The sequence below is a fragment of the Pseudomonas sp. TH15 genome (assembly GCF_016651105.1).
Lineage (GTDB): Bacteria > Pseudomonadota > Gammaproteobacteria > Pseudomonadales > Pseudomonadaceae > Aquipseudomonas.
The window spans coordinates 1,032,188-1,044,435 of record NZ_JAEKEL010000001.1 but is presented as its reverse complement, the minus strand read 5'-3'; the positions used below and the strand labels follow the sequence as shown (position 1 = coordinate 1,044,435).

The 12,248-nt window shown below is 61.6% G+C and carries 11 protein-coding genes; 6 read left to right on the top strand and 5 right to left on the bottom strand.

Annotated features, from left to right (window positions below; all coding sequences use genetic code 11):
• The first annotated feature begins 162 nt into the window (after positions 1 to 162).
• Entirely contained in the window at positions 163 to 1,731 is a 1,569-nt protein-coding gene (locus JFT87_RS04805; protein ID WP_201199271.1) for a SulP family inorganic anion transporter, read from the top strand.
• A gap of 156 nt (positions 1,732 to 1,887) precedes the next feature.
• Here JFT87_RS04805 and aroE read toward each other — a convergent pair whose 3' ends face one another.
• Together aroE and hemF are read right to left on the bottom strand one after the other, a co-directional pair.
• Positions 1,888 to 2,709, bottom strand: coding sequence for a shikimate dehydrogenase (gene aroE / locus JFT87_RS04800; protein WP_201199268.1), 822 nt, complete (start codon positions 2,707 to 2,709; stop codon positions 1,888 to 1,890).
• 11 nt (positions 2,710 to 2,720) lie between these two features.
• Positions 2,721 to 3,635 carry an oxygen-dependent coproporphyrinogen oxidase gene (gene hemF / locus JFT87_RS04795; protein WP_201199266.1) on the bottom strand — a complete coding sequence of 305 codons (915 nt, stop codon included), beginning with the start codon at positions 3,633 to 3,635 and terminating at the stop codon, positions 2,721 to 2,723.
• Between the two features lie 172 nt (positions 3,636 to 3,807).
• Between hemF and JFT87_RS04790 the strand changes: the two genes are divergently transcribed.
• Complete coding sequence (locus JFT87_RS04790) at positions 3,808 to 4,785, top strand: NADPH:quinone reductase (RefSeq protein WP_201199264.1); 978 nt, start codon at positions 3,808 to 3,810, stop codon at positions 4,783 to 4,785.
• Positions 4,786 to 4,874: 89 nt separating this feature from the next.
• Here the strand turns inward: JFT87_RS04790 and JFT87_RS04785 are convergent, their stop codons facing one another.
• From JFT87_RS04785 to JFT87_RS04775, 3 genes are all read right to left on the bottom strand, one after another.
• Positions 4,875 to 5,432 (bottom strand): L-threonylcarbamoyladenylate synthase, encoded by a 558-nt coding sequence (locus JFT87_RS04785; RefSeq protein ID WP_201199262.1) that lies wholly within the window; start codon positions 5,430 to 5,432, stop codon positions 4,875 to 4,877.
• Between the two features lie 55 nt (positions 5,433 to 5,487).
• Positions 5,488 to 6,588 (bottom strand): DNA-processing protein DprA, encoded by a 1,101-nt coding sequence (gene dprA / locus JFT87_RS04780; RefSeq protein ID WP_201199260.1) that lies wholly within the window; start codon positions 6,586 to 6,588, stop codon positions 5,488 to 5,490.
• A gap of 79 nt (positions 6,589 to 6,667) precedes the next feature.
• Positions 6,668 to 7,693 (bottom strand): LysM peptidoglycan-binding domain-containing protein, encoded by a 1,026-nt coding sequence (locus tag JFT87_RS04775; RefSeq protein ID WP_201199253.1) that lies wholly within the window; start codon positions 7,691 to 7,693, stop codon positions 6,668 to 6,670.
• Between the two features lie 167 nt (positions 7,694 to 7,860).
• Here JFT87_RS04775 and def point away from each other — a divergent pair, with 167 nt between their 5' ends.
• From def to trkA, 4 genes are read left to right on the top strand one after another with little or no spacing between them, the layout of a single operon-like run.
• Positions 7,861 to 8,367: a peptide deformylase gene (def, locus tag JFT87_RS04770; RefSeq protein ID WP_201199252.1), complete on the top strand. Its 507-nt coding sequence runs from the start codon at positions 7,861 to 7,863 to the stop codon at positions 8,365 to 8,367.
• Positions 8,368 to 8,424: 57 nt separating this feature from the next.
• Positions 8,425 to 9,384 carry a methionyl-tRNA formyltransferase gene (fmt, locus tag JFT87_RS04765; RefSeq protein ID WP_201199251.1) on the top strand — a complete coding sequence of 320 codons (960 nt, stop codon included), beginning with the start codon at positions 8,425 to 8,427 and terminating at the stop codon, positions 9,382 to 9,384.
• Positions 9,381 to 10,691 (top strand): 16S rRNA (cytosine(967)-C(5))-methyltransferase RsmB, encoded by a 1,311-nt coding sequence (gene rsmB, locus JFT87_RS04760; RefSeq protein WP_201199250.1) that lies wholly within the window; start codon positions 9,381 to 9,383, stop codon positions 10,689 to 10,691. Before fmt ends, rsmB begins: the two co-directional genes overlap by 4 nt.
• A 23-nt stretch (positions 10,692 to 10,714) precedes the next feature.
• Positions 10,715 to 12,088, top strand: a complete 1,374-nt coding sequence (gene trkA, locus JFT87_RS04755) for a Trk system potassium transporter TrkA (protein ID WP_201199249.1) — start codon at positions 10,715 to 10,717, stop codon at positions 12,086 to 12,088.
• Positions 12,089 to 12,248 lie beyond the last annotated feature (160 nt).

Genomic DNA, 12,248 nt, shown 5'->3' with positions numbered 1-12,248 from the left:
GTTGGGCTGCGCAGCGGCCCCAAATCCAGTATTCACGGTGTATCAGGTAAACCGAATGCGATGGTTTTGCGACTGCTGCGCAGCCGAACGGGGATGAATCCCCTCCCACAATGATTGCTGTGTCCTGATAGGCTTGCCTGAAAACCCCAACCGAGAGGACCCATGGCCTTCCCCAGCCGCCATTCACTCTTCCCGTTTCTCAGTTGGCTGCCACGGCAGACCCGCGCCAGCGTCGGTCGTGACCTGATCGTCGGTCTCAGCGGCGCTATTCTCGCGTTGCCGCAATCCATTGCCTACGCGTTGATCGCCGGTCTCCCACCGGAATACGGCTTGTACGCCGCGATCATCCCGGTGCTGATCGCCTGTTTGTGGGGTTCGTCCTGGCACCTGATCTGCGGTCCTACAGCGGCTATTTCCATCGTCCTATACGCCAGCGTCAGTCCTCTGGCCGTGCCCGCGTCACAGGACTACATCACGCTGATCCTGCTTCTTACGCTCCTGGCCGGCATTTTCCAGTGGCTACTGGGGATGCTGCGTTTCGGCGCACTGGTGAATTTCGTCTCGCACTCGGTGGTACTGGGTTTTACCCTCGGGGCGGCAGTGGTGATCGCCATCGGGCAGATGCCGAATCTGCTGGGGCTCGACTTGCCCAACCAGGCCACAGCGCTCAACAGCCTGGTGACTTTGATCACGCACCTCGGGGCTGTGGATAAACCTTCGCTGGTGCTAGGCCTTGCCACGGTCGCTGTCGGGATTGTCTTGAAACTGTTGCTGCCCCGCTGGCCGACGCTATTGATCACCCTGATCCTGAGCGGTGTGCTGGTGTGGCTCTGGCCCGCGATGTTCGGCCATGTGAAATTGGTCAGCGCGTTTGTCGGGCGCTTACCGCCCTTCAGTTCGTTGCCGCTGGATCTGGAACTGGTGCTGCGCCTGCTGCCGAGTGCCGTCGCCGTGGGCATGCTCGGACTGGTGACGAGTCTCTCAATTGCCCGCTCCTTGTCGGCCCGCTCACAGCAGTTGCTCGACGCCAACCAGGAAGTCCGCGCCCAGGGTTTATCAAACATTGTCGGAGCGTTTTTTTCCGGCTCGCTGTCAGCCGGGTCCTTCACCCGTTCGGGGCTGAGCTACGAGGCCGGCGCCTGCTCGCCACTGGCCGGGGTGTTCTCGGCGTTGTGGGTGGCGCTGTTCGCCATCTTCGGCGCCGGGCTGATCGCTCACATTCCGATCCCGGCCATGGCCGGCAGCATTCTGTTGATCGCCTGGGGGTTGGTGGACCATCGCGGCATTCGCGCGTTGCTGCGAGTCAGCCGCGCCGAATTCGTGGTCATGGCCCTGACCTGTGTCGCCACGTTGCTGCTGGAATTGCAGACGGCGATCTACGCCGGGGTGCTGGCTTCGCTGTTCTTCTACCTCAAACGCACCTCGCAACCGCGGGTACAGCACTGGCGCGATGGGGATGAAGACATCCTGCGGGTCGGCGGCTCGATCTTCTTTGGTGCCAGCCATTACCTGCAAGTGCGCCTGCAACGGATGCACGGCGCGAAGGTGGTGATCGAGGCGCAGCACATCAATTTCATCGACTATTCGGGTGTGGAAATGCTGCACCAGGAAGCGCGGCGGTTGCTCAAACAGGATCGCAGCCTGACCTTGCGCGGCGCGCGGCCGCCGGTGGTGGAGGAGTTGAGGAAGCTGGAAGGGGCGGATAAGTGCCCGATCCGTTTCGAAGACTAAAACACCACTTCTATGAAAAACGCATAACTTGTGGCGAGGGGGCTTGCCCCCGTTCGGCCACGAAGCGGTCGTAAACTCAGCAACCGTGGTGTATCAGAAAAATAGAAGGGGGGCTGCTGCGCAACCCAGCGGGAGCAAGCTCCCTCGCCACAAAAGCTACAGCGCCAACTGTCGGCGCAGTTCGGCCAGCACCGGCGCTGTGTCCGGGCGCACTCCGCGCCACAGGTAGAAGGCTTCCGCCGCCTGCTCCGCCAGCATCCCCAACCCATCCATCGCCACCGCCGCGCCGTGTTCACTGGCCCAGCGGCAGAATGAAGTCGGTTCCTTGCCGTACATCATGTCGTAGCACACGGTCTTGCCCGGTTCGATCAGGCTGCTGGCAATCGGCGGTACATCACCCGACAGACTGGCAGACGTCGCGTTGATGATCAGGTCCACTGGCTCGCGCAACCAGTCAAAACCACTGGCGGACACCGGCCCCAGATCGGCAAACAACTCCGCCAGCAGCTCGGCTTTTTCCACTGTGCGATTGGCGATGATCACCGACGCCGGTTGTTCGGCCAGCAACGGTTCCAACGCCCCGCGTACCGCACCGCCGGCACCCAACAGCAGGATGCGTTTGCCCTTGAGGCTGAAACCGGCGTTGACCGTCAGATCGCGCACCAGTCCGGCACCGTCGGTGTTGTCGCCCAACAGGCTGCCATCCGCCAGTTTGCTCAGGGTGTTCACCGCCCCGGCTCGCTGCGCGCGCTCGGTCAGGCTGTCGGCCAGGCGATAAGCATCTTCCTTGAACGGCACGGTGACATTCGCCCCACGACCGTGAAGGAAAAATGCCTGGGCAAACCCGGAAAAGTCATCGAGTGGCGCCAGCGAAGTGCTGTAGTCCAACTTCTGAGCGGTTTGCTCGGCGAACAGACGATGGATCAGCGGCGACTTGCTGTGGCCAATCGGGTTACCGAATACGACGTAACGATCCATCAGGACTCCTCTCAGGCCTTGGCCAACCAATCGCGATCTTGCAGGAAGTACTCGGTCAGGCGCGCTTCTTCGCTGCCCGGCTCAGCTTTCCAGTCATAGCCCCAGCGCACTTGCGGCGGCAGGGACATCAGGATCGACTCGGTACGACCACCCGATTGCAGACCGAACAACGTGCCGCGGTCGTAGACCAGGTTGAACTCGACATAACGGCCACGGCGGAACTCCTGGAATTCACGTTGTTTGGCGGTGAACGCATCATTTTTGCGGCGTTGCACAATCGGCAGATATGCGTCGATGAACGCGTCACCGATGGCGCGCATGAAGGCGAAACTGGTGTCGAAGTCCCACTCGTTCAAGTCATCGAAAAACAGGCCGCCGATGCCCCGAGGCTCGTGGCGATGCTTGATGTGGAAATAGGTGTCGCACCAGGCCTTGTAACGCGGGTAGACGTCCGGCCCGAACGGCGCGCAGGCCTGTTCGGCAATACGGTGCCAGTGCACGCAGTCTTCTTCATTGCCGTAGTAAGGGGTCAGGTCGAAGCCGCCGCCGAACCACCAGACCGGCTCTTCACCTTCTTTTTCCGCGATGAAAAAACGCACGTTGGCGTGGGAAGTCGGCACATGCGGGTTGTGCGGGTGAATTACCAGGGACACGCCCAGCGCTTCGAAGCCGCGCCCGGCCAGTTCCGGCCGATGGGCGCTGGCGGACGGTGGGAGACCGCTGCCAAAGACGTGGGAAAAGTTAACGCCACCCTTTTCGATGACTATGCCGTTTTCGATCACTCGGGTACGACCGCCACCGCCAGCAGGCCGGGCCCAGGCGTCTTCGACGAAGCGCGTGCCGCCGTCCTCGGCTTCCAGGGCGGCGCAAATGCGGTCTTGCAGGTCGAGCAGGTAGGCTTTTACGGCCTCGGTGCGGGTCGTCATGTCATCACCTTGAATCGGGCAAAGCTACACGGCGCACGAATGGCCGGCGGCAAATTGCTGCGTAGGATAACACCGCACCTTGCTCCACCGCAGTTGACGAAGATCATGGTTAGGAGTCCGATAGGGAGCTTCGCGCTACACCTCTAAAAGCTAAGACCTAAGGAGAGTTCTGATGGCAAAGCGTATCCAGTTCCGCGCCCATGGCGGCCCCGAAGTGCTCGAGTATGTCGATTACGAACCCGCCGAGCCCGGCCCGCAACAAGTGCGCGTGACCAACAAGGCTATCGGCCTGAACTTCATCGACACCTATTTCCGCAGCGGCCTCTATCCGCCGCCGGCACTGCCGTCGGGCCTGGGCTCGGAAGGCGCGGGCGTGGTCGAAGCCGTCGGTAGCGAAGTCACCCGCTTCAAGGTCGGCGATCGCGTGGCCTACGGCAGCGGCCCATTGGGCGCCTACAGCCAGGTTCACGTATTACCCGAAGCCAACCTGGTGCGCCTGCCCGACGCGATCAGCTTCGAACAAGCCGCCGGTGTGATGCTCAAGGGCCTCACCGTGCAGTACCTGTTGCGTCAGACTTATGAACTCAAGGGTGGCGAAACCATCCTGTTCCACGCCGCTGCCGGCGGTGTCGGTTCGCTGGCCTGCCAGTGGGCCAAGGCGTTGGGCGTGAAGCTGATCGGTACGGTCAGTTCACCGGAGAAAGCTGCACTGGCCAAGGCCAACGGTGCTTGGGCGACCATCGATTACAGCCACGAAAACGTCGCACAACGGGTGCTGGAATTGACTGACGGGAAAAAAGTCCCGGTGGTGTACGACGGCGTGGGCAAGGACACCTGGCTGACGTCGCTGGACAGCGTTTCGCCTCGGGGTCTGGTGGTGAGTTTCGGCAATGCGTCGGGCGCGGTGGACGGGGTGAACCTGGGGATTCTGTCGGCGAAGGGTTCGCTGTACGTGACCCGGCCAACCCTGGCGACCTACGCCAACAATGCCGAAAACCTGCAACGCATGGCGGATGAATTGTTCGAGATGATCATCAGCGGCAAGTTGAAGGTGGACATCAGCCAGAAGTATCCATTGGCTGAAGCGGCGAAGGCGCAGACCGAGTTGTCGGCGCGACGGACGACAGGTTCAACAATTCTGTTGCCTTGACCGGCCCCTTCGCGAGCAGGCTCGCTCCCACCTTTGGAACGCATTTCAACTGTGGGAGCGAGCCTGCTCGCGAATGAGGCAACTCGGTATCAGGCCGGACGCACGATGTTGCCGGTGACCACATCACGAATCACACTCGGATTCTTGCGCCCACCCAGATTGCCACCCATCACCAGATCAAGCTGCCCGCGGAAATACTGTTCGATGCGAATCCGCGTGCGCGCCGCCGGCCGGCCCTGTGGGTTAGCGGACGTCGACACCAGTGGCCCGACCACTGCACACAAATCCCGCACCAACGGGTGATCGCTGACCCGCAGCGCTACCGTTTCATGCACGCCGGTAATCCATTGCGGCAACAGATTCTGGTGCGGCACCAGCCAAGTGTTCGGCCCCGGCCAGGTGCTGGCCATGCGGTCCATCCACAGTTCAGGGAAGTCGTCGAACAGGAAGTCGAACTGGCGAATGTTGTCGGCCACCAGAATCAGGCCTTTACCCACCGATCGGCCCTTGATCATCAACAGACGATCCACCGCCTCTTCGTCCCAAGGGTCGCAGCCCAGGCCCCAGACTGCTTCGGTTGGGTAGGCAATCACCGCTCCTGCGCGAATTGCTTGTGCGGCTTGCTGCACACGCCAACTGTTGACCATGAAAAAACTCTCCAGAATAAGGCTCTGCGCAGTTTACCGATCTTCCTTATAAAACCTAGCTCACCCTGGCAAACCAGCGCCCGCTTTCGCAGGTCGCCCGGCCATCCATTTCCAGCTCCGTCAACGCCGCCAGCACTTTCGGCAACGCCCAGCCACTGCTGTGAGCCAACGCCTCACTGGTGTGGGGCGCCGCGTGGAGCAACATGAGTAATGGATGAGTCGTCGACGGAGCGGCCATGGATAACGGCAATTGCTGCCAGCCACGCAGGGCTTCGAGGATATGCTCGATGGTTTCCACCAGCATCGCCCCGTCGCGGATCAGTTGATGACAGCCTTTGGCGCCGGGGTGGTGGATCGAACCTGGAATCGCGTACACCTCGCGTCCCTGTTCTGCGGCGAGCCTGGCGGTAATCAACGAACCACTGGCGACACTCGCCTCGACCACCAGCACGCCGAGGGACAAACCGCTGATGATCCGGTTTCGCCGGGGAAAGTTGCTGGCGGTGGGGCCGGCGTCCAGCGGGAACTCCGAAAGCACCGCGCTACCCGAGGCAATCATGGCGTCCGCCAGCCGTCGGTTGCGCTGTGGATAAAACTTTTCAAGACCCGTGCCAAGCACACCTACCGTTTGCCCGCCAACGTCCAAAGCCGCCTGGTGCGCCGCGGCGTCGATGCCCAGCGCCAAGCCACTGGTGATGACAAAACCGGCACCGGCGAGGCTGCGGGAAAACGCCGCCGCGGTGTCCATCCCCGGACGCGAAGCGCGGCGGCTGCCGACCATCGCCAGTTGCGGTTTTTCCAGAATCAGCGGGTCACCCGCGACAAACAGCAACGGTGGCGGGTCAGGAATCTGCGCCAGCAATGCCGGGTAGTCAGGCTGGTCCCACATCAGTAAATGCTGGCCCGGACGCTCTAGCCAGGCCAATGCGTGGCTTGCTCCGTCGCGGATTTCATTGCTGCGCCGGGCTTCCGCGCAGGCGACGGGCAAGCCCAGCGAACGCCAGGCGCTGGCCGGCGCACTGATGGCTTTTGACGCTGAGCCAAAAGCTTCCAGCAGTTTTTTAAATCGCGCAGGTCCGAGTTCGGGCAAGCGATGAAGACGTAAGCGAGCCTCCAGTTCCGCAGGGGAAACCGGTGTAACAGCAGAGAGCGACATGGATCATCCTTGATCGTTATGAGCCCCGTTCAAACGGGAATAAGCTGTGGATAACTCTGTTGGTAACTTGTGGAGCAGGCTAAGGATTTCGCACCTTATCCATCACCGCCAAGGAACGCGTTGCCCTGAGGACCAAACCGTAACTAAGTTTGTCGTAGGTACGGAAAACCATCAGCAAACCGGCACGTTCATCGGGAATTTTCAACGGTTGGCCCGTCACACGGTCACGCACGGTTTCGCCGGTTTTCATCACCACCAGCACGTTGCCTTCGGCCAGACCGTCCCGCTGGCCCTTGTTCAACGTGACCACGTCCATCGCGCCAATCTGCGTGACGCCGCGTGGCACATCGATAATCAAGCCGTTGATTTCGCTTTTGGGTGCACTGGGCATGAAGGTCGAGTTGATCGCCCGTTCCTCGCCGGTGAACAAACGGTCGCCGAGGCGCACTTCCTGGGTGGTGCGTTGCAGCGCCAGCGTGGCGACGTCGCCTTCGGTCGCGATAATTTCACCGCCTCCGATGTCGTCGGCGTTGATCCCCAGGAACTCCTTGCTCTGCGGATCGGTGTAAACCTTGCCCTGGCGGAAGATGCCGTACACCGGTTGGTTCGGGTCGAAATGCCCGCGAGCGAAGATCCGGTCACCCGTGCCGCTGAGCACCCGTTCCGCATCGCCAGCGACGATGTACGGCGCCTTGTCGAAGTCCTCGACCTTGTCGACGATACGGTTGCTCAGCAGAAAGCTGTTGATCGATTGCAGCGGAATGCTCGGGATCGCGTCGGCCACCGGGCTGCTGCGGATGCGTGGCGACAGTTTGATGGTGCCGCGGGACTCGCCGCGATTGAGGGTCAGGCGTGGCTGGCCATCGACGTAGGTCAGGGTCAGCAAATCGCCCGGATAGATGAGATTGGGGTTTTGGATCTGCGGGTTGACCTGCCAAAGCTCGGGCCATTTCCACGGTTCCCGGAGGAATTTCCCGGAGATGTCCCAAAGTGTGTCCCCCCGTACCACCGTGTATTGCTGCGGAAAACCTTCCTTGAGTTGCACTTGCCCGTGCGCCAAACCGGCCGAGGCCAGAAGGAGCAAGGCGAGTAGTGATTTCCTCATGCGGTGAATCCCTTTATTATGTGCGTTCGCGTAAAACGCCAGAGCCCCCGTGGCTCGCTCCTGGCTCTTCTCGAAGAAGGGAGCTACGTTTTACAACGGTAGCCTGCATCTTCGGACCCGCCAGGCCATCGACCCGACTTTACCTCACATGTGCAGCAATTAAGCTTATGGCCATTTTAGACATCCTCGAATTTCCCGACTCGCGCCTGCGCACTATCGCCAAACCTGTGGCCGTAGTGGACGACGAAGTGCGTCAGTTGGTCGATGACATGTTTGAAACAATGTATGAAGCGCCAGGCATCGGCCTCGCCGCGACCCAGGTCAACGTGCACAAACGTATCGTCGTGATGGACCTCTCCGAAGACCGCAGCGAACCACGGGTGTTCATCAACCCCGAGTTCGAAACCCTGACCGACGAGATGGAGCAGTATCAGGAAGGCTGCCTCTCGGTGCCGGGCTTCTACGAAAACGTCGATCGTGCGCAGAAGGTCAAGATCAAGGCCCTGGACCGCGACGGCAAGCCTTACGAACTGATCGCCGAAGGCCTGCTCGCCGTGTGCATCCAGCACGAATGCGACCACCTCAACGGCAAGTTGTTCGTCGACTACCTGTCCAACCTCAAACGCGACCGAATCAAGAAGAAACTGGAAAAGCTCCATCGCCAGAACGCTTGATGCCCTCCTTTCAAAGGCTTGCTGCGGCAAGCCTTTTTCTTTTGCGAGACCTTCTTCATGACTGAGCCACTGCGCATCGTCTTTGCCGGCACCCCGGAATTCGCCGCCGAACACCTCAAGGCCCTGCTCGACAGCCCTTACGAGATCATCGCGGTCTACACCCAACCGGACCGTCCGGCGGGCCGCGGGCAAAAGTTGATGCCGAGCCCGGTCAAGCAGTTGGCTCTGGAAAACAACATTCCGGTGCTGCAACCGCCGACCCTGCGCAACGAAGACGCTCAGGCTGAACTGGCCGCATTGAAGCCGGATTTGCTGGTAGTGGTCGCCTACGGCTTGATCCTGCCGCAAGTGGTGCTGGATATTCCACGCCTGGGTTGCATCAACAGCCACGCGTCCTTGCTGCCACGCTGGCGCGGTGCGGCGCCGATCCAGCGCGCCGTTGAAGCGGGCGACAGCGAAAGCGGCGTGACCGTGATGCGCATGGAACTGGGCCTCGACACCGGGCCGATGCTGTTGAAAGTCACCACGCCAATCACCGGTGAAGACACCGGCGGCAGCCTCCACGACCGTCTGGCGCAAATGGGCCCACCGGCCGTGATCCATGCGATTGCCGGCCTCGCTGCCGGCACCCTGGAAGGCGAAGTGCAGGACGACAGCCTCGCCACCTATGCTCACAAATTGAACAAAGATGAAGCGCGCATCGACTGGAGCCGCCCGGCGGTTGAGCTGGAACGCCTGGTCCGCGCCTTCAACCCATGGCCGATCACCCACAGCACGCTAAATGGCGAAGCGCTGAAAGTGCTGGCCGCGAGCCTCGCCGAAGGGCAGGGAGCGCCAGGTGAAATTCTCAGCGCCAGCAAGGACGGCTTGATCGTCGCTTGCGGTGAACATGCTCTGTGCCTGACCCGTCTGCAGTTGCCCGGCGGCAAAGCGCTGAACTTCAGCGACTTCTTCAACAGTCGCCGTGAGAAATTCGCCGTCGGCACCGTGCTCGGTCACGTGGCAGACGCTCAATGAACCCACGTCTGGCCGCCGCCAAGGCACTTGCCGCTGTTCTTAACGGAAAAGCCTCACTCAACAGTTCCCTGCCGACGCAAATGGACAAGGTCGAAGACCGTGATCGCGGCTTCACCCAGGACCTGGCGTTTGGCACCGCGCGCTGGCAGCCGCGTCTGTCGGCGCTGGCGGCCAAGTTGTTGCAGAAGCCATTCAAAGCCGCCGATGCCGATGTCGAGGCGTTGTTGCTGGTTGGCCTCTATCAACTGCTCTACACCCGCGTCCCGGCCCACGCCGCCATCGGCGAAACCGTCGGTTGCGCCGACAAGCTGAAGAAGCCTTGGGCCAAAGCTTTGCTCAACGCTGTGCTGCGTCGCGCCCAACGGGAAAGCGAAGCGCTGCTGGCGGAGCTGGAGCACGACCCGGTGGTGCGCACCGCTCACCCGCGCTGGCTGCAAAAATCCCTGAAAGCCTTCTGGCCGCAACAGTGGGAAGCCATTTGCGCGGCGAACAACGCCCACCCGCCGATGATTTTGCGGGTCAACCGTCGCCATCAGACCCGCGATGCGTATCTCGGGTTGCTGAGTGACGTGGGCATCGCCGCCAGCCCCTGCGTTTACAGCCGCGATGGCATCATCCTCGAAGCCGCCACCGACGTGCGCAGCCTGCCGGGTTTCGCCGAGGGCGGGATCAGCGTGCAAGACGAAGCCGCACAACTGGCCGCCGACTTGCTGGACCTGGCGCCAGGCCAACGGGTGCTCGACGCCTGCTGCGCGCCGGGCGGCAAGACTTGTCACATCCTTGAAGCCGAGCCGGCACTGGCCGGCGTCGTCGCCGTGGACCTGGAAGCCAAGCGTCTGGTGCGGGTGCGGGAAAACCTCGCACGCCTGGGCCTGAGCGCCGAACTGATCGCCGCCGACGGCCGTGACACCGAGAAATGGTGGGACGGCAAGCCGTTCCAGCGCATCCTGTTGGACGCGCCATGCTCGGCCACTGGCGTGATCCGTCGTCACCCGGACATCAAACTGACGCGCCAACCCGACGACATCGCCGCGCTGGCGGTGCTTCAGGGCGAATTGCTCGATGCCATGTGGATAACTCTGGAAGTGGGCGGGATTCTGCTTTACGCCACCTGCTCCACGTTGCCGACCGAGAACACCGAAGTCATCGAAGCCTTCCTCGCTCGCACGCCGGGCGCCCGTGAACTCGACCTCGCCATTACGGCGGGGATCAAACAACCTCATGGTCGCCAATTGCTGGTCCAGGAAGGCGGTCACGACGGGTTCTACTACGCCAAGCTGATCAAGATTGCCGCTGCGCGCGGATAACCGGATTTCAAGGGAGTGACTGGATGAAGATCATCATCCTCGGCGCCGGGCAGGTCGGCGGTTCGCTGGCGGAACACTTGGCCAGCGAAGCCAACGACATCACCGTGGTCGACACCGACGGCGAACGCCTGCGCGACCTCGGTGATCGGCTGGACATCCGCACCGTGCAGGGCCGCGCCTCGTTCCCGACCGTGCTGCGCCAGGCCGGCGCCGACGACGCCGACATGCTGGTGGCGGTGACCAACAGCGACGAGACCAACATGGTCGCCTGCCAGGTCGCCCACACCCTGTTCCATACCCCGACCAAGATCGCCCGGGTCCGCGAAGCCGCGTACCTCACGCGCGGCGGGCTGTTCAACAACGACGCGATCCCCGTTGACGTGCTGATCAGCCCGGAACAAGTGGTCACCAACTACATCAAGCGCCTGATCGAACACCCCGGCGCCTTGCAGGTGATCGACTTCGCCGAAGGCAAGGCGCAACTGGTGGCGGTGAAGGCCTATTACGGCGGTCCGTTGGTGGGCCAGCAACTGCGGCAGTTGCGCGAACACATGCCGAACGTCGAAACCCGCGTAGCGGCGATTTTTCGGCGCGACCGGCCGATCCTGCCCCAGGGCGATACGGTGATCGAGGCCGACGACGAAGTGTTTTTCATCGCCGCCAAAGCGAACATTCGCGCGGTCATGAGCGAAATGCGCCGCCTCGATGAAAGCTACAAGCGCATCGTCATCGCCGGCGGCGGGCAGATCGGCGAACGTCTGGCCGAAGCCATCGAAAGCCGCTATCAGGTGAAGATCATCGAGATGAACCCGGCACGTTGCCGCTACCTCTCGGACACCCTCGACAGCACCGTGGTGTTGCAGGGCAGCGCGTCGGACCGCAACTTGCTGCTGGAAGAGAACATCGCCGACGCCGACATCTTCCTGGCCCTGACCAACGATGACGAAGCCAACATCATGTCGTCACTGCTGGCCAAACGGCTGGGCGCGAAGAAGGTGATGACGATCATCAACAACCCGGCTTACGTGGATTTGATCCAGGGCGGCGACATCGACATCGCTATCAGCCCGCAACTGGCGACCATCGGCACCTTGCTGGCTCACGTGCGCCGTGGCGATATCGTCAGCGTGCACTCACTGCGCCGTGGCGCGGCGGAAGCCATCGAGGCGATTGCCCATGGCGATGCGAAGTCGAGCAAGGTGATTGGCAAGGCGATCGAGAATATCGGGTTGCCGCCGGGCACCACGATTGGCGCGATTATTCGTGATGAAGAAGTGATCATCGCCCATGACGATACAGTGATCGAAACCGGCGACCATGTGATTCTGTTCCTTGTGGATAAGAAGCATATTCGGGATGTGGAGAAGCTGTTTCATGTGGGGCTTAGCTTCTTCTGATCCGATATTTGCGCTGGCCGGGCGGGCCTCTTCGCGAGCAAGCCCGCTCCCACATGTGATTTCGACCGTACATCAAACCTGCGTTCACTGTAGATCTACTGTGGGAGCGGGCTTGCTCGCGAAGGCGGCCTCACTAAAACAGATCAACTCCTGACCCACC

Coding starts and splice junctions, on each gene's coding strand:
- JFT87_RS04805 (WP_201199271.1), top strand. CDS start 163: ATGGCCTTCCCCAGCCGCCATTCACTCTTCCCGTTTCTCAGTTGGCTG.
- aroE (WP_201199268.1), bottom strand. CDS start 2,709: ATGGATCGTTACGTCGTATTCGGTAACCCGATTGGCCACAGCAAGTCG.
- hemF (WP_201199266.1), bottom strand. CDS start 3,635: ATGACGACCCGCACCGAGGCCGTAAAAGCCTACCTGCTCGACCTGCAA.
- JFT87_RS04790 (WP_201199264.1), top strand. CDS start 3,808: ATGGCAAAGCGTATCCAGTTCCGCGCCCATGGCGGCCCCGAAGTGCTC.
- JFT87_RS04785 (WP_201199262.1), bottom strand. CDS start 5,432: ATGGTCAACAGTTGGCGTGTGCAGCAAGCCGCACAAGCAATTCGCGCA.
- dprA (WP_201199260.1), bottom strand. CDS start 6,588: ATGTCGCTCTCTGCTGTTACACCGGTTTCCCCTGCGGAACTGGAGGCT.
- JFT87_RS04775 (WP_201199253.1), bottom strand. CDS start 7,693: ATGAGGAAATCACTACTCGCCTTGCTCCTTCTGGCCTCGGCCGGTTTG.
- def (WP_201199252.1), top strand. CDS start 7,861: ATGGCCATTTTAGACATCCTCGAATTTCCCGACTCGCGCCTGCGCACT.
- fmt (WP_201199251.1), top strand. CDS start 8,425: ATGACTGAGCCACTGCGCATCGTCTTTGCCGGCACCCCGGAATTCGCC.
- rsmB (WP_201199250.1), top strand. CDS start 9,381: ATGAACCCACGTCTGGCCGCCGCCAAGGCACTTGCCGCTGTTCTTAAC.
- trkA (WP_201199249.1), top strand. CDS start 10,715: ATGAAGATCATCATCCTCGGCGCCGGGCAGGTCGGCGGTTCGCTGGCG.